Below are 18,766 nucleotides of genomic sequence, written 5' to 3' on the forward strand. Positions count from 1 at the left end.
CATGTTCGGCGACGACGAGGCACGCGGACCGAGGCCGCTTCCGGCACGGCGCGCGCTCGTCGACGACGTGTACGACGCGGTGCTCGGCCTGCTCATGGACCAGGTCATCGAACCGGGAGCAAAGGTCAACATCGACGCGGTCGCCCGCGACCTCGACGTGTCTCCGACGCCCGTGCGCGAGGCGCTGACGCGGCTCGAGTCCGAAGGGCTCGTCGCGAAGCGGGCGCTGAAGGGCTATGTCGCAGCTCCTCTGCTCGACGCGGCGGGCCTGCGCGATCTGTACGACATGCGCGAGCTGCTGGAGCCGGAGGCGGCGCGGCGTGCATCGGCGCATCTCGACCACGAGACCGAGACCGAGCTGGCGGAGTCCGTGGTGACGATGCGTACAGCGTCGGCACCCGATGAGGACGAGCGCTTCCGCAACTACCGGCGGTTCATCGACGAGGATCTGCACTTCCATCACCTGATCGCGGAGAGTGCGCAGAGTCCGCTGCTGTCGGAGGCCATCGTGCGGCTGCGTGCGCACATGCACCTCTACCGGCTGAACTTCCGCCACGACTTCGAAGACGACACTGTGAGCGAGCACGAGAGCATCCTCGACGCGCTGCGCCGACGCGACCCCGAAGCCGCCGCCGCGGCGATGAGGATGCACATCGCGAACTCGTACGACCGTCTCGGTCCGGCGCTCGCTCGGCAGGCTGAGAACGCATCCGAATGATCTGATTCTGCGTGCGAGATCGCGCAAAGTGCCCGAAAATCCGGGGGAAACCGACCATTTGCATGGTCGGGCGCCGACACGATCGACCCTGAAGCGCGGAATATCAAGGTAAACTCGATATCGACACCCGCCCGCCCGCCTGCGCCGCCCCCGGCCGACGAGCTTTGAGGAGCCGCGTATATGCTGACGCTCCTCGCCGTGTTCCTCCTCGGGTCGATCCTGATGCCCGTTCTGGTGCGCTGGCTGGGATCCCAGGCATTCGCCATCGCGGCTCTCATTCCCGCCGCGGCATTCATCCACGCCCTCGTCCTCACCCCTCAGGTGCTCGACGGACCGACGCCCTTCGTCTCGGTCGCGTGGATCCCGCAGCTCGGACTGAATCTGTCCATGAACATGGACGTGCTCGGCTGGGTGCTGACGCTCATCGTCACCGGCGTCGGTGCTCTCGTGCTGCTGTACTGCCGTTGGTACTTCCATGACGACTCCGCCGGCATCGGCCAGTTCGCGGGCGTGCTGCTCGGGTTCGCGGGTGCGATGTACGGCCTCGTCCTGACCGACGACCTCGTCATGCTCGTGATGTTCTGGGAGGTGACGAGCATCCTCTCGTACCTCCTCATCGGGCACTACCGACGCCGCGCCGCCAGCCGACGAGCAGCACTGCAAGCGCTCCTGGTCACCACTCTCGGCGGGCTCGTGATGTTCGTCGGAGTCGTGCTGCTCGTGGTCGATGCGGGCACCTCGAGCATCCGCGAGATCCTCGAGATCGCACCCACAGGTGCCATCGTCGACGCCGCCGTCGTCATGCTCCTCGTCGGCGCGATCAGCAAGTCCGCGATCTTCCCCTTCCACTTCTGGTTGCCCGGTGCGATGGCGGCGCCCACTCCCGTGAGCGCCTACCTGCACGCCGCGGCGATGGTCAAGGCGGGTATCTACCTGATCGCGCGCTTCGCCCCGATCTTCGCGTTCACCGGCCCGTGGCGGCCGATCATCATCTCGCTGGGCATCCTGACGATGCTGATCGGCGGCATCCAGGCGCTGCGCGAGACCGACCTCAAGCGCATCCTCGCCTTCGGCACCGTCAGCCAGCTGGGCTTCTTCTCGGTCGTGATCGGCTACGGCACCCAGGCGAGCGCGCTGGCCGGTCTCGCACTCGTGATCGCGCACGCGCTGTTCAAGTCGGCGCTGTTCCTGATCGTCGGCGTGATCGACCGTCAGCTGTCGACGCGAGACATCACCGAGCTGAGCGGCGTCGGGCGTCAGGCTCCCGTCATGGCGACAGCGGCATTCATCTCCATCGCATCGATGGCCGGCATCGCACCGACCCTCGGATTCGTGGCGAAGGAGTCGACCCTCACGGCGCTCCTGGACGACGCACTGCACGGCTCGCCCTGGGGGCTCGTCGCGATCATCGGCGTCAGCCTGGGATCCATGCTCACGGCGGCATATGGCATCCGCTTCCTCTGGGGTGCCTTCTGGACCAAGCGCGATGCGGCGGGCGATCGCCTTCCCGACACCGCCTGGCCCGACCCGCCCGTCGGATTCCTCTCGGCGCCGATCATCCTCGCCGGGCTCACGCTCGCCGCAGGCATCGGAGCACCGGCTCTCGACGTCGCGCTCCAGGGATACGCGCTCACAGCCACCCCGGGCCTCGATGCGGAGGGGGTCGCCGCGGAAGGACCCGGGCATCTCGCGCTCTGGCACGGTCTCGAGCCGGCGCTCGGCATCTCGATCCTGTCGATCCTGCTCGGCGCCGCCGTCTTCCTCCTCACGCTGCGCACCGGATGGGACCGCAAGGCGCGACTGATCCGCTTCACTGCCGCAGACGTCTACTACCTGGTCATGCGCGGTATCGACCGACTCTCGGTGCTGAGCACGACGCTCACCCAGCGCGGCTCTCTGCCGGTCTACGTCGGCACCATCTTCGTGGTGTTCGTCGCCGCCGAGATCACGGCGCTCGTCGCCAGTGACATCGATCGCTTCCAGCTCTCGGCCTGGCACACGCCCACGCAGCTCGTGGTCGCGCCGATGATGGCCGCCGCGGGCGTCATGGCCGTGCGCGCGCAGAAGAGATACACGGGCGTCGTCCTCGTGTCGATCACCGGTCTCGGGATGGTCGTGCTGTTCGCGACCAGCGGCGCCCCCGACCTCGCGCTCACGCAGATCCTCGTCGAGACCGTGACGATGGTCACCTTCGCACTGGTGCTGCGTCGCCTGCCCGCGCGGATGGGCGAGCACAACGCCTCTGTCGGGCGCATTCCCCGCGCGCTGCTGGGTGTCGGGGTCGGGCTCACCATGGCGCTGGTCGCGATCGTGGCGACCCAGTCCCGCGTCGCGGATCCGATCTCCGCCGCGTTCCCGAAGCTCGCGTACGAGATCGGTCACGGCAAGAACGTCGTGAACGTCGCCCTGGTCGACCTGCGCGGCTGGGACACGATGGGCGAGCTCTCGGTGCTCGTGCTCGCCGCCACGGGTGTCGCGTCTCTCGTGTTCGTCACGCACCGCGCCGACATGCTCTCCGCGACGAAGACGCTGCCCAAGGCGCGCCGCCGTCGCACGCTCAGCCGCCCGCTTGTCGAGACGACCGAGGGCGTGCGCTTCCAGACCGACGAGAACGAGAGCAGCCCCCGCGCCTGGCTCGTCGGCGGCCCGAAGATGAAGCCCGAGAACAGGTCGATCCTGCTCGAGGTCATCGTCCGCATCCTCTTCCACACGATCATCGTCGTGTCGATCTTCCTGCTCTTCTCCGGCCACAACCTGCCAGGCGGAGGCTTCGCCGGAGGTCTCGTCGCGGGCATGGCGCTCGTCATGCGCTACGTCGCCGGTGGACGCTGGGAGCTGGGCGCTGCCGCACCCACGGATGCCGGGCGACTGCTCGGTGCCGGTCTGATCCTCGCCGTCGGCACGGCGGTCGTGCCGCTGTTCTTCGGCTTGGCGCCGCTCACCAGCAACTTCTGGGAGTGGGAGGTCCCCGGCATCGGCCACATGGAGTTCGTCACCTCGACCATCTTCGATGTCGGTGTGTACCTGGTCGTGATCGGCCTCGTGCTCGACGTACTGCGCAGCCTCGGTGCCGAGGTCGACCGTCAGGCGCAGGAGTTCCGCGAGCGAGGGGTGACACTCTGATGGATGTCTCCCTCACCCTGATCGTGATCATGGCCGTGCTCTTCGCCTGCGGCGTCTACGCGATGCTCGAGCGCAGTCTCACCCGCGTGCTGATCGGCTTCCTGCTGCTCGGCAACGCGACGAACCTGCTGCTCCTCATCGTCATGGGAGTGCCCGGCAACGCGCCCTTCTTCGGAACCGAGGGCGAGCTCAGCGACCCGCTGCCCCAGGCGCTCACCCTGACCGCCATCGTCATCACCTTCGCCGTCTCGGCGTTCCTCCTCGCCCTCATCTACCGCTCGTGGCAGCTGGGCCAGGCCGACACCGTCGAGGACGACGAGGCCGACATCGCTCTCCGTGAGCGCACCGATGCCGACGAAGACCTCATGGACGACGAGGCCGACGCGGCGGACGACGAGGCGACCACGGACTTCGTCGGCGTGCAGACGTCGCCGATCACCGTGCTGCACATGCGCGACCACGCCGCGATCAACGACGACGCTCCGACCGACCGGCCCACCCCGCCTCGAGCCGTGTCCGCGGCGTCCGACCAGGATCCCGATGTGGATGCCGGTCCAGGCGCGGCCGTCCTCGACGGGGAGTCGGCACCGCCCGACGACGACGCCGAGGACTCGACGCACTCGTCGGCTTTCCGGACGGATGCCGACACGCACGCGTCGGACGCCCACGAGACCGATGCGGCGGACGCCGCTCGAGATACGGCGGCTGACACGGCATCCGATGACAGCGCACCCGAGCACACCGACGATGGGGAGGACCGCCGATGAGCGCCCTCGTCCCCCTGCTCGTCGCCCTGCCGCTGCTCGGCGCCGCCGTGACCCTGATCTTCGGCCGCAATCCGCGCCTCCAGGCCTTCGTCACGGTGGCCACGCTCGCGATCGTCTCGGTCATCGCGGCCGTGCTGCTGGTCGTCGTCGATGCGGATGAGCCGCTCGCGGTCTCGGTCGGCGGGTGGCCGGTGCCCTTCGGCATCGTGCTCTACGTCGACAGGCTCGCGGCGCTCCTCGTGCTCATCTCGAGCATCGTGCTGCTCGCGGTCCTGCTCTTCTCGATCGGTCAGGGTGCCGCGGACGGCACCGACGAGACCCCGATCTCGATCTTCAACCCGTCGTACCTGATCCTCGCGGCCGGCATCTTCAACGCCTTCATCGCGGGCGACCTCTTCAACCTGTACGTCGGATTCGAGATCCTGCTCGTGGCGTCGTACGTGCTGATAACGCTCGGGAGCACCGAGTCCCGCATCCGCACGGGTGCCGTCTACATCGTCGTCTCGCTGGTCTCGTCGATCCTGTTCCTCGCTTCGATCGCGATGATCTACGGTGCCCTCGGCACCGTGAACATGGCCCAGATCGCCGAGCGCATGACCGAGCTCCCGCAGGAGACGCAGCTCGTGCTGCACCTCATGCTGGTGATCGCCTTCGGCATCAAGGCCGCGATCTTCCCGGTGTCGTTCTGGCTGCCCGACTCGTACCCGACGGCACCGGCGCCCGTCACTGCGGTGTTCGCGGGATTGCTGACCAAGGTCGGCGTCTACGCGCTGATCCGCACCGAGACGCAGCTGTTCGCCGAGAACAGCATCGACACCGTGCTGCTGATCATCGCGTTGGCGACCATGATCGTGGGCGTGCTCGGCGCTGTCGCACAGGCCGAGCTCAAACGAATCCTGTCGTTCACGCTGGTGAGCCACGTCGGCTACATGATCTTTGGCCTCGCGATAGCGACCCCCGCGGCGATCGGCGCGACGGTCTACTACATCGTCCACCACATCATCGTGCAGACGACGCTGTTCCTCGCGGTCGGTCTCATCGAGCGCAGGGCGGGAAGCACGTCCATCCTGCGCGTGAAGGGACTGCTCAAGGTCGCGCCCGTGATCGCGGTGCTCTACTTCATCCCCGCGATCAACCTCGGCGGACTGCCGCCCTTCTCCGGCTTCATCGGCAAGTTCGCGCTGTTCGAAGCGGCAGCCTCCGTGGGAACGCCGCTGATGCTCGTGCTGATCTTCGGCGGCATCGTCACCTCGCTGCTCACGCTCTACGCGCTGATGCGAGCATGGAACCTCGCGTTCTGGCGCGAGGAGGACGACTCGACCGAGACCGAGGGGCGCATCTCGTACCTCGGCAACGCCCCGGCCGCGGATGAGCAGCAGGAGCGTCGCCGCATCCCCCGGATCATGACCATCGCGACCGCCGGGATGGTCGGGGTCACGATCGCGCTCACCGTGTTCGCGGGCCCGCTGTATGCCCTGTGCGACCGCATCGGTGCGGCGCTGCTCGACCCCGTCACCCTCGTGCAGCTGGAAGACGAGGTGGAAGGATGAGCCCCACCGAGACCGGCCGCCACTTCTGGCGGGACATCCGCGTGCAGCTGCCGTTCCTGGCATGGCTCGTCGTGCTCTGGATGCTGCTGTGGGGGCAGTTCACGGTGCTGGCGTTCGTCTCGGGCCTGGTCATCGCGGTGTTCGTCACCCGTGTCTTCCGGCTGCCCACCGTCGAGCTCTCCGGACGCATCAACATCTGGTTCGCCGCGTTGCTCATCGTGCAGTTCCTCTTCGCCGTGCTCCGCGGCGCCGTCGCGGTCACCCTGCAGGTGTTCGACTTTCGGCATCAGCCCGGCGCCGCGATCATCGCCGTTCCTCTGCGCTACGCCGACGACCTGATGATGACGCACGTGTCCGTGGTGTCGTCGCTGGTTCCCGGGTCGCTCGTCGTCGAGGCCGATCGCGACCGGCAGGTGCTGTATCTGCACGTGATCGGGGTGCGCAGCATGGCCGATGTCGAGAAGCAGCGCGAAGGCGTGCTGCGCTGGGAGCGACGGGTCGTGCGTGCGCTCGGAGCCCCGGCGCAGTACCGTGCCCTCAAGGCCGACGAACGTGCGGCGCGCGCCGGCGGAGGTGCCCGATGAATGTGTTGATGCTCGCGATCATGGTCGTCTTCGGCGTCGCCGCCATCCTGACGATCATCCGCATCGTGCGGGGGCCCTCGATCCTCGACCGGGCGGTGGCCTCCGACGTGCTGCTCACCGAGGTCATGTGCGTGCTCGGCGCCGAGATGGCCATCAACGGCCACACCCGCAACATCCCGGTGATGCTGATCATCGCCGCGGTCGGCGTCTTCGGCTCGATCTCGGTCGCCCGGTTCGTGGCCAGAAGGGACAACACGACACCATGAACGTGTTCGGTCTCGCCATTCCCGACGTGGTCATCGACGTCGCGGTGCTCGTGCTGATCCTGCTCGGCGCGATCCTCTGCCTGTCGGCGGCGGTCGGGCTGCTGCGATTCCGCGACGTGCCGTCGCGGCTGCACGCCGCGACCAAACCGCAGGTGCTCGGCCTCATCCTCATCTGCCTCGCGATCGCGCTGTCTCAGCGCACGGTCGGCGGAATCCTGTTCGGGCTCGCGCTCGTGGCCCCGGTCGTGCTCATGCAGTTCGCCACCGCGCCGCTGTCCGCGCACATCGTCGGGCGGCAGGCGTATCGCAACGGCACCACCGACGAGCGCAGCCTGGTCGTCGACGAGCTCGCCGAGTCGAAGCAGACCCCGCCGGCCGCCGGCTGATCGCACGCTCGCAGCTGCGCTGAGACGGACGCCACGCACGTCTTACGCCGGTGCGGGGCCGCTTGCGGTTCACAATTCAGCATGAGCCTGTGCCGGTGGGGCCAAAGGGGCTTCAGGGCTGCTCGATACGCGATCCATGCTGAGTAGTGAACGACACCGGTCATTGCTTCTTCTCCTACACGGAACCCTGTTCCGTGCAAGTCATCCACTGTTGCTTGGACGACGCACATCGACACCGTCCCTTGTCTGCACACTTCTGCGATGGGGAATAAGCAGAAGACGGTCGTTCAGCGCGCGAGAGACACCTATTCGCGCACGGTCTTCAGTCGATCGGATCTGGTGCACCGAGGGCTCACGGGGCGTCTCATCGCCGAGTCAGTGGCCCGAGGAGAACTCCAGCACGTGCGCCGCGATCGATATGCGCTGCCGTCGACGCACCGGGACATCGTCGAGGCTGTCCGCATCGGCGGGCGGGTCTCATGCTTGTCTCTCCTCGCCCTTCTCGGTGTCTTCGTGTTCCGTTGCCGAGAGCTCCATGTGCTCGTGACTCCGGGTTCGTCTCGTCTACGTGTGGCGAGGGACGGAAAGGTCGTGCTCCATTGGAAGGCGCTGACCAGCGTTCGCGAGAGCCTTCATGCGGCTCCGTTGATCGATGCCGTCGCGCACTCCGTGCTCTGCCAGGCTCCGCGCGAGGCGCTTGCCACCTTGGACAGTGTGCTTCATCACGGACTCCTGACCCGCGAAGATCTGGTCACGATGTTCGCTGCTCTACCCGCCCGATTCCGCCCGCTGCTCGCACTGGTCGACCCGTCGGCGGGCTCGGGCTCAGAGACATTCATGCGGTTGCTGCTCCGGACGATGGGCGTCGCCTATGAGACCCAGGTGTACCTCGAAGGCGTCGGGTACGTCGACTTCGTGGTGGACGGCTGGTTGATCATCGAGTGCGACAGCAAGGAGTTCCACGAGGGGTGGGAGAAGCAGATGCAGGATCGCGAGCGCGATATCGCCGCGGCCCGACTCGGCTTCGTGACCGTCCGGCCCCTTGCGAAAGACATTTTCGGTGACCAGGCGTCTGTGAGGCAGGCTCTCGAGCAGGTCATCGCTGCACTCGGACCGAGGTTCGTAGACGCACGTCGTTCACAATTCAGCAGGAATCGCCGCGGCGCGGCGGTCGAATAGCGGAATCACGGGGCTCACATGCGTTCATGCTGAGTTGTGAACGGAAAAGTGCGGGGCGGCGGGTCAGAGCCCGTCGGCGAAGCTCTGGATCAGCCGCGCGGCCGGCTCGGAGTCGCTGATCAACGTGCCGTGGCCGTGATCCGGGATGACCTGCAGATCGGCCCCCGGGATCTCGTCGATGATCTCCTGGCACCAGGTCATCGGAGCGAGCGGGTCGTCTTCCCCGCGCAGCACCAGCACAGGCTGATCGATGCGCGCGAACGCCTTCTCCGGCTCGTGCACGATGGTCGCCCGGATCTTGCGGATGAGGTGGGGGCCGCCGCGCAGATATTCGCGGGCACCGCGCCAGATCACGAGCGGGCGCTCGCCGACCAGGTCCGTGAGGAGATAGCTCGCCTGCGCTGCGACATTCCGTGCGGCCTTGTTGACGGTCGGACCGGCGAGCACGACGCCCTCGACGAGGGAGGGATGCCGGGCGGCGAGCTCCGCGGCGATCTGACTGCCCATCGAGTGCCCGATGACGACGACGGGGCCCTCGTCGGCATGACGGAGGTACGCGGCGACGAGGTCGGCGTGACGCTCCATGGTGAAGGTGCGAGCGGGCTCGGGTGCTTCGCCGAAACCGGGCAGGTCGACTGCGATCACCCGGCCTTTCAGTCGCTGCACGACGTCGAGGTAGACGCTGCGTCCCATGCCGATGCCGTGCAGCAGGAGGAAGGTGTGCGGTCCGTCGCCGAAGGTCTCCGCGATCAGCGTCGCGCCCGCGTGCTCGAACTCGAGCAGCGTGACGGGGGTGCCCTTCGGGGCGAGATAGCTGGAGACCACACCTCAACGCTAACCGAGTGGGACCCCTGCGACGAACCGGGATCCACGCATGCCGTACGCCGGTGTGCGACGAGGGGCGAGCCTGCGTCGTGCGAGGATGAAGGGTGTCTTCGCCGAACCCCGATCCCGATCAGATCGAGTCGGAGGGCGAGACATCAGGCTCGCCCAAGGGTGTCATCGCGCGCATCGCCGACGGGCTGCGCGATCCGGTGCTGCGCGCGCTCGTCGCCGCGACGGCCGTCTCACGCATCGGCCGCGGCGTCTTCCTCGCGGTCACCGTGCTGTTCTTCACGCAGATCATCGGCCTCTCGCCCGCGCACGCCGCGGTGGTGCTCGCCGTGTCGAGCGGATGCGGGGTGGTCGGGTCGCTCCTCGGCGGCTGGCTCGCCGATCGGTGGAGCGCCCGACGCCTCGCCTTCGGCTTCGAGATGGCGGGTGGCGTGCTGCTCGCCGCATACGCGTTCGTCGGAGACTTCGTGTCGGCGCTCGTCCTCGCCAGCCTCTCGGGCTTCTTCGACTCGCTGGGGTATTCCGCTCGTTCCGCGATCATCGCCCGGGGCTTCGCGCCGGACCGGCGGGTGCACGCGCGTGCGGTGCTGCGCACGGTCACGAACCTCGCGATCGCGGCAGGCTCCGGATTCGGCGCGATCGCTCTGGCTCTCGGCACACCCGAGGCCTACCGCGTCGTCATCGCCTGCGCGGGCGCCGTCTGCGCGCTCGGCTCGCTCTCCCTCCTGCGGCTGACATCGGCCGTCGACGCGCCGCCGCGCAACCGAGCCGCGGCTCAGCTGACGGAAACGGGATCCATCGACACGCACGCCACGGCCGCGGCATCCGCCGAGCGCAGGGACTGGAACCGCCGCTCACCGTGGCGGGACCCGAGGTACCTGCTGCTGAGCGCGCTCTCGGCGATCTTCGGCATGCAGTTCGGAGTCGCGGAACTCGGGGTGCCGCTGTGGATCAGCGAGTACACGAACGCCCCGGATGCCACGTTCGCAGTGCTCCTGATCGTCAACACCGCGCTGGTCGTGCTGTTCCAGGTGCGTGCCTCCCGTGGCACGCACGACCTGCGGATCGCCGGCAGGGTGACGATGATCGCCGGCTGGCTGATGGTCTCCGCCTGCCTGATCTACGCGCTCGCCGCGGGGCTTCCGGCATGGGCGGCGATCGTCATCCTCATCGTCGGCATGATCGCGCACACGTTCGCCGAGATCCTGTCGCAGGCCGGAGCCTGGGGTCTCAGCTTCGAGCTCGCCGATCCTGTCCGAGCCGGCGCCTATCAGGGCGTGTTCGGCATGGGATTCTCGCTCGGAGCCCTGGCGTCGCCGATCGTCGTGAACGCCACCGCGATCACCTTCGGCTTCGTGGGCTGGGTGATCCTCGCCGCGATCTTCCTCGCCGCAGCGATCGGCATCTGGCTCATCGCACGCCGCGCCGCAGCATCCGCCACGCCTGCTCCAGACTGAGCCCGCAGAGCCGTCCCGGGCTAACCGGCCGGCGCCAGCACCAGAGTGTGACGCGTCGCCGCATCGACCGCCCCGTCGGTGAACGCCCACGGCCGCTGAATCCCCGCCGCCCAGTCGGACGTCTGATCGACGTAGTGCTCGTCGAACGCGTGTCCGGATGCGCCGGTGAGGTGGATCCAGGTCGAGGCGTCGAGATCGGAGAGGTCGACGACCATCCGCATCGACGGCACGGTGGTCGTGGCGTACGACGTGCCGAGCTCCCAGCCGGTGGCGTTGACCACGGACGCGCCGCCGCTGACGGCGTAGGGGCCGCGATTGAAGAGGGCTTCGATCGGGGCGATGCCGGAGGACCCGAGGGTGTCGCTCGTGAGGGTGATCGCGTGCAGGTCGCCCCACCTCCATGCGGTGACGACGTCGCCCTGAACCGCGGAGAGCTCGTCGTACGCTTCCTCGGCCGACAGGGCGAGCATCTCGTCCATGCCCGCGACATCGATGCTCGGGTTGGTCCAGAGCGGGTCGGATGGGTCATCGAGAAGGTCCGCGACGACGGTGAAGAGTCGACCCTGGCCGTCGATCGGCAGGGGCTGGTCGCGTTCGGCGAACAGGTTCTGCACGAGGTTCGACCAGAGGACGTTCGCGTAGGCGGCTGCGGCCGAACCCGCGTCGTTCTGTGCGTCCCACGAGCGCAGCAGCGCCACGGCATCTGCAGTCCCCGCACCCGTCACCTCCACATCCTCGATCTCCGTTGCCAGTCGCTTGCCGATCCACATCTCGCTGTCCATCTGGATCTCCCGCATGTCCTGGGCGGTGAGCGGTGCGGCGGCGGCGCGTCGCTCGATCAGGTGGGCGATGCGATCCGCCCGATAGCCGTAGTCCCAGTCCCGTGAGAGGAAGTAGGGGTAGTCGTCGGTGACGATCGCGTTGTTCGCGGTCACGATGTACCCGGATGCCGGGTTGTATGACACCGGCAGTTCGTCGAACGGGATGAATCCGGTCCAGTCGTAGCTGCTGTCCCAGCCGGGCTGCGGCATCCATCCGTCGCCGGCCCCGCGCACGGGGAGGCGTCCGGGGGTCTGATAGCCGATGTTGCCTTCGACGTCCGCATAGATGAGGTTCTGTGCCGGCACATCGAACAGCGCGGCCGCCGCGCGGAACTCCTCGAAGTCCTGGGCGGTCGACAGAGCGAAGGTCGCGGTCGCGGCCGTGCCGGGGTCGAGCGCCGTCCAGCGCAGGCTGACCGCGTACTCGGCTCCCTCCGGCGCGGTGCCGGTGGGCGCCGGACCTGCGGCGCCGCCGGCGGCGAGGCCCGGCTCAGGGTCGTCGGCGATCGCGGTGAAGTCGTCGGTGAGACCCGAGATGATCGGTCCGTGCACGGTCGACCGGATCGTGAGATCGATGTCGTCGCCCCCGGCCACCGCGATCGTCTCGGTGGTCTCGTCGATCGGCACCAGCGCGCCGTCGCGCCAGTACTGGTCGCCCTCGATCCGCTCGACGTAGAGGTCGGTGACGTCGGTGGTCAGATTGGTGAAGCCCCAGGCGACCTGCTGGTTGTGGCCGATCACGATGCCGGGGAGACCCGAGAACGAGAAACCGCCCATGTCGAACGGGCAGTCGTCGGTGACCTCGCTGCACCGGAGCTGCACCTGGTACCAGACCGAGGGGAGTGATGCGCCCAGGTGCGGGTCGTTGGCGAGCAGCGGCATGCCCGTGTCGGTGAGGTCCCCGGACACGACCCACGAGTTCGATCCGATGCCCTCGCCGACATCGCCGACGAGCAGGCTCGCCGCCTCGATCACGTCCGACGCCTCCTGCCACTGGATCGTCGTCGCCGCCTGCTGCATCTCGCCGTCGTTCCCATCGGTCGTGAACGCGGCGGGCTCGGCACCGGCCTCGGTGATCGGGGCGGTCGAGATCTCGGGGACGATGACGGGGTGATCCTCGAACGGATACGGCGGGTACAGCTCGTCGAGCGTCGTGGTGATCCCGGCGGCGTCGGAGGTCTCCGCCAGCTGTGCGGCCAGGAGCGAGCGCTCGACCTCGTCTTCGACGTTGCCGCGGAGATCCCAGGCCATCGCCTTGAGCCACGCCACCGAATCGGCGGCTTCCCAGGGCTCCGGCGCGTACTCCGGGTTCTGTATTCCGAGAACGGCATATTCGAGCGACAGCTCGGCGCCCGAGCGGGAGGAGAGGTAGGCGTTGACGCCGTCGGCGTAGGCCTCGTAGTAGCCGCGGGTGACGTCGTCCATGGCCTCGACCTCGGCCTCGGCGACCTTGCGCCAGCCGAGCGTGCGGAGGAAGGCATCGGTCCCGGCCTGCGATTCGCCGAACATCTCGGCCACGCGTCCCGCCGTGACGTGGCGGCGGAAGTCCATCTCAAAAAAGCGGTCCTGCGCGTGCACGAAGCCCTGGGCGTAGAAGAGATCGTGCGATGAGTCGGCGGTGATGGTGGGGATGCCGCTGGCGTCGCGCTGCACCGTGACCTCGGCCTGCAGCCCGTCGAGCGACAGGGTGCCGTCGGTCTGCGGGAACGAGCGCTGGATGGTCCAGGTCACGAAGAAGGCACCGGCGACGGCGACCACCACGATCGCAGCGACGACGAGGAACACGATGCGGCCGATGCGAGCACCCAGGGAAGGGCGCGACGGGTCGACGATCTCGGTCGAATGGGTTGTCATCTTCGAGAACTCTTTCGGGTGGCATGGCGGAACTCAGTCCCAGAGAGTCCCAGAGCGCGTCTCAACAGACGCTTCCGGAATACTACCCATAAAGCATTCGCGGGCGGGGGTGTTCTCGCCCCCGCCCGCGGCGTCAGCCGATCAGGCTCGGCTGCAGGTCGCGCAGCGTGCGCCGGTGCGTCATGCGCGTCACTCCGATGGCGGCGAGCAGCAGCGCGCCGACCAGCCAGATGCCCAATACCACCAGATCCCAGCCCGCCCGGCCGAGGTTGCCGCCGTACATCAGTTGCCGCATGGCGTCGACGACGTAGCCGAGCGGCAGCACGTGGTGGAGTGCGGCCAGCGGGGCGGGGAGGGTCTGCCAGGGGAACGTGCCGCCCGCGGTGACGAGCTGCAGAACCATGAGCACGAGTCCCAGGAACTGCCCCACGGAACCGAGCCAGACGTTGAGGGCGAGGATGATCGCCGCGAAGGTCGCCGACGCGAAGATCATCACGCCCAAGGTGCCGACGGGGTTGTTGAACGTGAAGCCCAGGGTGATCGCCAGGATGCCCATGAGCCCCAGCATCTGCACCGCGCCGAGCGTCGCCGGGGTGAGCCACCCGGCGAGTGTCACTCGGATCGGAGAGTGCAGCGCCGTGACCGCGCGGCGGGAGATCGGCTTCACGATGAGGAACAGGGCGTAGATGCCGATCCAGGCCGACAGTGCGGCGAAGAACGGTGCGAGACCGGCGCCGTAGTCCTCGGCGGAGGCGACCTTGTCGCTCGAGACCTTGACCGGGTCGGCGATCGTGTCGGCCTGCAGCGTGCGGAGCTCCGGCGTCGAGACGGGGATCTGCTGCACACCGTCCGAGAGCCCGTCGCGCAACTCGGCCGTGCCTGACGCGAGGGTGCCGAGCCCATCGCGCAGTTGGGCCGCGCCGTCGTTCGCGGCCGCCGCGCCGGTGGCGACGCTCTGCGCGCCGCTGGCCAGGGTCTGCGCGCCGCCGGCGAGCTGCGAGGCGCCGGATGCCACCGAGTCCGCTCCTGCGGCGAGCTGGTCGACCTTGTCGACCGCGTTCTGCACGGTCGAGTTGCCCTCCTGGAGTCGTGTCGCGAGGGGATCGAGTGTCGTGAGCACCCGATCGATCTGCTCCGGCGTCAGGCCCTGATCCGTGAGCACGGTGGCGATGTCCTCGCGCGCCTGGGGCAGAGCATCCGTCGCCTGCTGCACAGCCGATCCGGCCCGGTCCGCGACGTCGGCCAGCTGCCGGTTGCCGTCACTGACCTGCTGAGCCCCCGACGCCAGCGTCGCCGCACCACCGGCGAGCTCGGACGCGCCGCCCGCGAGCTGCGACGTGCCCGCGGCGAGCTGAGAGGTTCCGTCTGCGAGCGTCGCACTGCCGGTGGCGGCGGTGTCGGCGCCAGCGGTGAGCTGGGTCGCTCCGTCGACCGCGGTCACGAGGTTGTCGCGCACCTCGCTGAGGCCGGTGAGCAGGCGCTCTGCGGCCTCGCTGCCCACCATCTCGGCGACCGAGCTGCGGATCTTCTCCACCGCCTGCGTGCCCATCGACGACGCGAGGTAGTTGTTCGCGTCGTTGGTCTCGAGCTCGATGCGCGCCTGGTGGGGGTCGTCGCCCGCGGCCGAGGTCAAGGCCGACGAGAAGTCGGCGGGGATCGTGACGGTGAAGTCGACCGTTCCCTCCCGCAATGCGTCGGCGGCCTCGTCGGCCGACATCCGCTGCCAGTCGAACGCGTTGCCGTCGATGAGGTTGTCGGCGACGTCCTCGCCGTAGTTCACGGTCTCGCCGGTGGCGGCATCCGTTCCCGTGGTGGGCTCGGGGGCTCCGCTGTCATCGACGACCAGCGCGACGGGGACCTCCGGGAACTTCGCGTACGGGTCCTGGTTGGCCCAGAGGTACAGGCCGCCGTAGAGGATGGGCACGCAGACCAGTGCGATCAGGGCGATCACGCCCATCCTGCTCGCGGTGAGGCGCCGCAGCTCGGCGGCGATCATGGCGGGAACCTTCATCGCTCGCCTCCGTTCTCTGTCGTGTTCGGCTCGGGTTCTGCGGGTGGGTCTTCGTCGTCGGCCGGGGGAGAGCCGAGAGCATCCGCGTGCTCGGCGTCGGCATGCGGTGTCGCGGGGCGCTCGTCCGGGTCTTCCGCCTCGGGCTCTGGCTCGGGATCCGGTTCGGGCGCCGGTTCTGGCTCAGGGGCGGGCTCGGGATCCGGTTCGGGCGCTGGCTCGGGCTCGGCCTCGGCCTCGGAGTCTGGCTCGGGCTCGGGTTCAGAGCCGCCGGGCAGGTCGAGGACGAGCGGCTCGACCGGTCCGGACGCGTTGATCGCCTCGAGCTCGTGCATGCGCTCGAGGGCGACCGCAGCGGATCCGCCGATGACGACGAGCATCGCGTACCCGCGGTCGGCGAACTCCGACGCGATCCGCCACCAGCCGTCCGGGCTGCCGCCGTGACGGTCGGGCGAGACGAGCACGATTGCTTCGGTGCCCGTGCGGAGGATCGCGAGTTCGCAGAGGATGCGCACCCGTGCGGCGGGATCGACGTTGCCGATCGCCACGCCGGCGAGCTCGCCGAAGCCGAGTTGATTCAGCCAGTGCCGTGCGTGCAGAGGGGTGGCGCCGACGCCGGCGAACATGAGCTCTTCGCCGACGACACCCGCGAGGGTGATGTCAGCGTGGGGATCGCTCACGTCGGGGGCGTCGACGAGCGCGATCGTGCGGCGCAGCGCGCGGTTGTCCGCGTCGCCGTCGATCGTCACGCGCCCGGTGTCCGGCCGCATCCGACCGCTGGCGATGAGGCCCAGCACCGTCGGGCGCTGCTCGGTCTCGGCGAGGGCGAAGCGCACGGCTCCGCTGTGGAACTCGAGGCTCGTCGTCGGCAGCGCCTGGCCACCCCGCCCCTTGCTCACGTCGTGCAGGGTGACCCTCATGCGCTGACCTCCTGTGATTCGACGATGTCCGGGTGCGCGCTCAACAGCTCGTCGGCCTCGCGCCACGAGAGTCCGGCGATGCTGAGCAGAGTGCGAACAGCGAGATCGGCTGCCCCGGTGCTCGAGGCGTCGGTGCGCGAGACGACCGTGCGGGCGACCTCTTCGATGAGGCGGGCGAGGGTCGGGGCAGAGAGGTCTGTGCGGAAGCTGCCGTCTTCCTGCCCGCGACGCGCGAGGGCGGCGACGGTGCGGCGCAGCGGGGCCAGGGCGTCTGCGGTGTGCTGCACGTGGGCTTCGTCGAGGGCGAGCGCGGCTGCGACCTGAACGTGCGCGGCCTCCTGCCAGAGTCGTGCGGCGAGGCGGGCCAGCGCGATGCGTGAGTCGGCGTCGGTGACGGATTCGGCGATCGCGTTGAAGCGCTGCGCTCCGACCGAGATCAGCTCGCGGATCAGAGCCTCTCGGTCGTCGAAGTGGCCGTAGAGGGTGCGGCGCGACAGGCCGGCGCTGCGGGCGATGACGTCGATGGACGCCCGCGGGTCGGTGGCGAGGGTCGCGCGGGCCGCATCGAGGATTCCGGCGCGGTTCTCGACGGAGTCGCGGCGGGGAGCACGGGTTGTCATGCCCGTATTCTACGTATTGTGCACAGCCGTGTGCAAGATAACTCGGGGGACTCGCAGGGTCTGAACGGTGGGCCGTTCACAACTCAGCACGGATGGGCGCTTAAAGCCGCAATCAGCACCATGCGGACCCGAATCCCGGCGCTCATGCTGAATCGTGAACGGCGAGCGGCGGGCACAGACAGAAAAGGGGGCGGATGCCGCAGCATCCGCCCCCAGAAGAGTCGCGCGTCAGTCGGTGCCGGAGTCGAACGCAGCACCCTCGGATGCGGTGTCGACCGCGTCGGCGAAGTTCTCGTCGACCTCCTCGACGGAGCCCGTGATCTCGCCCGACTCGCCGGCGGTGACGCGTCCGACGAGCTCGCCGGTGGCGCCGCCGATGAGGCCGAGACCCGCGTACTGCTCGAGGCGCGAGCGCGAGTCGGCGATGTCGAGGTTGCGCATCGTGAGCTGGCCGATGCGGTCGACCGGGCCGAAGGCGGCGTCGCCGACGCGCTCCATCGAGAGCTTCTCGGGGCCGTAGGACAGGTTCGGCGAGGTGGTGTCGAGGATCGTCCAGTCGTCACCGCGGCGCAGGCGGATCGTCACGGTGCCCGAGATCGTGAGGCCGACCCAGCGCTGGATGGACTCGCGCAGCATGAGCGACTGCGGCTCGAGCCAGCGGCCCTCGTACATCAGTCGACCGAGGCGGCGACCCTGCTCGTGGTAGGTCGCGAGGGTGTCCTCGTTCAGGATGCCGTTGACGAGGCGCTCGTAGGCGATGAAAAGCAGCGCCATGGCCGGGGCCTCGTAGATGCCGCGCGACTTCGCCTCGATGATGCGGTTCTCGATCTGGTCGCTCATGCCGAGGCCGTGGCGTCCGCCGATCGTGTTGGCCTCCTGCACCAGGGCCACCGGGTCGGTGTACTCGACGCCGTTGAGTGCGACGGGGCGGCCGGCCTCGAACGTGACGGAGACGTCTTCGGTCTCGATCGCGACCGAGGGGTCCCAGAACTTCACGCCCATGATGGGGTCGACGGTCTCGAGCGAGACGTCGAGGTGCTCGAGCGTCTTCGCCTCATGCGTGGCGCCCCAGATGTTGGCGTCGGTCGAGTACGCCTTCTCGACCGAGTCGCGGTAGGGGAAGTCGTGGGCGACGAGCCACTCGCTCATCTCCTTGCGGCCGCCGAGCTCGGTGACGAAGTCGGCATCCAGCCACGGCTTGTACACGCGCAGACGCGGGTTGGCGAGCAGGCCGTAGCGGTAGAACCGCTCGATGTCGTTGCCCTTGTAGGTCGAGCCGTCGCCCCAGATGTCGACGCCGTCCTCCTTCATGGCGCGCACCAGCAGCGTGCCGGTGACGGCGCGGCCGAGGGGAGTGGTGTTGAAGTAGGTGCGGCCGCCGGAGCGGATGTGGAAGGCGCCGCAGGCGAGCGCCACCAGGCCCTCTTCGACCAGCGCGGTCTTGCAGTCGACCAGGCGCGAGGCCTCGGCGCCGTACTCGAGGGCACGGCCGGGGATCGACTCGATGTCGTCTTCGTCGTACTGACCGAGATCACCGGTGTACGTGTAAGGGACGGCGCCCTTGTCGCGCATCCACGCGACGGCGACGGAGGTGTCGAGTCCTCCGGAGAAGGCGATGCCGACGCGCTCGCCGACGGGAAGTGACTGGAGGACCTTGGACATGCTTCCCAGTCTATCGG

At 68.5% G+C, this 18,766-nt stretch carries 14 protein-coding genes and 1 pseudogene; 9 read left to right on the plus strand and 6 right to left on the minus strand.

The window, feature by feature from the left end:
* The first annotated feature begins 1 nt into the window (after position 1).
* The 8 genes and pseudogenes from AKG07_RS13010 to AKG07_RS13045 all read left to right on the plus strand — a co-directional run bounded on the left by AKG07_RS13010 (position 2) and on the right by AKG07_RS13045 (position 8,573).
* Entirely contained in the window at positions 2-718 is a 717-nt protein-coding gene (locus AKG07_RS13010; RefSeq protein WP_053098309.1) for a GntR family transcriptional regulator, read from the plus strand.
* A 180-nt stretch (positions 719-898) separates the two neighbouring features.
* On the plus strand, positions 899-3,841 hold the full coding sequence (locus AKG07_RS13015; RefSeq protein WP_053098310.1) for a Na+/H+ antiporter subunit A: 2,943 nt from the start codon (positions 899-901) through the stop codon (positions 3,839-3,841).
* A pseudogene (locus AKG07_RS13020) lies at positions 3,841-4,341 on the plus strand (Na(+)/H(+) antiporter subunit C); the annotation flags it as partial. The gene AKG07_RS13015 and the pseudogene AKG07_RS13020, both read left to right, overlap by 1 nt.
* A 263-nt stretch (positions 4,342-4,604) precedes the next feature.
* On the plus strand, positions 4,605-6,158 hold the full coding sequence (locus tag AKG07_RS13025; protein ID WP_053098311.1) for a Na+/H+ antiporter subunit D: 1,554 nt from the start codon (positions 4,605-4,607) through the stop codon (positions 6,156-6,158).
* On the plus strand, positions 6,155-6,742 hold the full coding sequence (locus tag AKG07_RS13030; protein ID WP_053098312.1) for a Na+/H+ antiporter subunit E: 588 nt from the start codon (positions 6,155-6,157) through the stop codon (positions 6,740-6,742). Before AKG07_RS13025 ends, AKG07_RS13030 begins: the two co-directional genes overlap by 4 nt.
* Positions 6,739-7,008, plus strand: a complete 270-nt coding sequence (locus AKG07_RS13035) for a monovalent cation/H+ antiporter complex subunit F (RefSeq protein ID WP_053098313.1) — start codon at positions 6,739-6,741, stop codon at positions 7,006-7,008. Before AKG07_RS13030 ends, AKG07_RS13035 begins: the two co-directional genes overlap by 4 nt.
* A complete protein-coding gene (mnhG, locus tag AKG07_RS13040; RefSeq protein ID WP_053098314.1) occupies positions 7,005-7,394 on the plus strand; it encodes a monovalent cation/H(+) antiporter subunit G in 390 nt (129 codons plus the stop codon). Before AKG07_RS13035 ends, mnhG begins: the two co-directional genes overlap by 4 nt.
* Positions 7,395-7,655: 261 nt before the next feature.
* Positions 7,656-8,573, plus strand: a complete 918-nt coding sequence (locus AKG07_RS13045; protein ID WP_053098315.1) for a hypothetical protein — start codon at positions 7,656-7,658, stop codon at positions 8,571-8,573.
* 63 nt (positions 8,574-8,636) lie between these two features.
* Here the strand turns inward: AKG07_RS13045 and AKG07_RS13050 are convergent, their stop codons facing one another.
* Entirely contained in the window at positions 8,637-9,398 is a 762-nt protein-coding gene (locus AKG07_RS13050; protein WP_053098316.1) for an alpha/beta fold hydrolase, read from the minus strand.
* Positions 9,399-9,502: 104 nt separating this feature from the next.
* Between AKG07_RS13050 and AKG07_RS13055 the strand changes: the two genes are divergently transcribed.
* Positions 9,503-10,864 carry an MFS transporter gene (locus AKG07_RS13055; RefSeq protein ID WP_053098317.1) on the plus strand — a complete coding sequence of 454 codons (1,362 nt, stop codon included), beginning with the start codon at positions 9,503-9,505 and terminating at the stop codon, positions 10,862-10,864.
* A gap of 20 nt (positions 10,865-10,884) precedes the next feature.
* On the opposite strand, the gene AKG07_RS13060 is transcribed toward AKG07_RS13055, so the two are convergent.
* From AKG07_RS13060 to argG, 5 genes are all read right to left on the minus strand, one after another.
* A complete protein-coding gene (locus AKG07_RS13060) occupies positions 10,885-13,539 on the minus strand; it encodes a penicillin acylase family protein (protein WP_082297938.1) in 2,655 nt (884 codons plus the stop codon).
* Between the two features lie 133 nt (positions 13,540-13,672).
* Positions 13,673-15,550 carry a YhgE/Pip domain-containing protein gene (locus AKG07_RS13065; protein ID WP_053098318.1) on the minus strand — a complete coding sequence of 626 codons (1,878 nt, stop codon included), beginning with the start codon at positions 15,548-15,550 and terminating at the stop codon, positions 13,673-13,675.
* Positions 15,547-16,467, minus strand: coding sequence for a hypothetical protein (locus AKG07_RS17955; RefSeq protein WP_201778462.1), 921 nt, complete (start codon positions 16,465-16,467; stop codon positions 15,547-15,549). Before AKG07_RS17955 ends, AKG07_RS13065 begins: the two co-directional genes overlap by 4 nt.
* Positions 16,464-17,087, minus strand: coding sequence for a TetR/AcrR family transcriptional regulator (locus AKG07_RS13080; protein ID WP_053098320.1), 624 nt, complete (start codon positions 17,085-17,087; stop codon positions 16,464-16,466). The genes AKG07_RS17955 and AKG07_RS13080 overlap by 4 nt, the downstream gene beginning before the upstream one ends.
* Positions 17,088-17,315: 228 nt before the next feature.
* Positions 17,316-18,749: an argininosuccinate synthase gene (gene argG, locus AKG07_RS13085; protein WP_053098321.1), complete on the minus strand. Its 1,434-nt coding sequence runs from the start codon at positions 18,747-18,749 to the stop codon at positions 17,316-17,318.
* Between the last annotated feature and the right edge of the window lie 17 nt (positions 18,750-18,766).

The organism is Microbacterium sp. CGR1 (genome assembly GCF_001266755.1).
In the GTDB taxonomy this organism is placed as follows: Bacteria; Actinomycetota; Actinomycetes; order Actinomycetales; family Microbacteriaceae; genus Microbacterium.

What these genes read in the sequence shown, in the direction of transcription:
- AKG07_RS13010 (WP_053098309.1), top strand. Translation starts at nt 2, where the DNA reads ATGTTCGGCGACGACGAGGCACGCGGACCGAGGCCGCTTCCGGCACGG.
- AKG07_RS13015 (WP_053098310.1), top strand. Translation starts at nt 899, where the DNA reads ATGCTGACGCTCCTCGCCGTGTTCCTCCTCGGGTCGATCCTGATGCCC.
- AKG07_RS13025 (WP_053098311.1), top strand. Translation starts at nt 4,605, where the DNA reads ATGAGCGCCCTCGTCCCCCTGCTCGTCGCCCTGCCGCTGCTCGGCGCC.
- AKG07_RS13030 (WP_053098312.1), top strand. Translation starts at nt 6,155, where the DNA reads ATGAGCCCCACCGAGACCGGCCGCCACTTCTGGCGGGACATCCGCGTG.
- AKG07_RS13035 (WP_053098313.1), top strand. Translation starts at nt 6,739, where the DNA reads ATGAATGTGTTGATGCTCGCGATCATGGTCGTCTTCGGCGTCGCCGCC.
- mnhG (WP_053098314.1), top strand. Translation starts at nt 7,005, where the DNA reads ATGAACGTGTTCGGTCTCGCCATTCCCGACGTGGTCATCGACGTCGCG.
- AKG07_RS13045 (WP_053098315.1), top strand. Translation starts at nt 7,656, where the DNA reads ATGGGGAATAAGCAGAAGACGGTCGTTCAGCGCGCGAGAGACACCTAT.
- AKG07_RS13060 (WP_082297938.1), bottom strand. Translation starts at nt 13,539, where the DNA reads ATGACAACCCATTCGACCGAGATCGTCGACCCGTCGCGCCCTTCCCTG.
- AKG07_RS13065 (WP_053098318.1), bottom strand. Translation starts at nt 15,550, where the DNA reads ATGAAGGTTCCCGCCATGATCGCCGCCGAGCTGCGGCGCCTCACCGCG.
- AKG07_RS17955 (WP_201778462.1), bottom strand. Translation starts at nt 16,467, where the DNA reads ATGAGGGTCACCCTGCACGACGTGAGCAAGGGGCGGGGTGGCCAGGCG.
- AKG07_RS13080 (WP_053098320.1), bottom strand. Translation starts at nt 17,087, where the DNA reads ATGACAACCCGTGCTCCCCGCCGCGACTCCGTCGAGAACCGCGCCGGA.
- argG (WP_053098321.1), bottom strand. Translation starts at nt 18,749, where the DNA reads ATGTCCAAGGTCCTCCAGTCACTTCCCGTCGGCGAGCGCGTCGGCATC.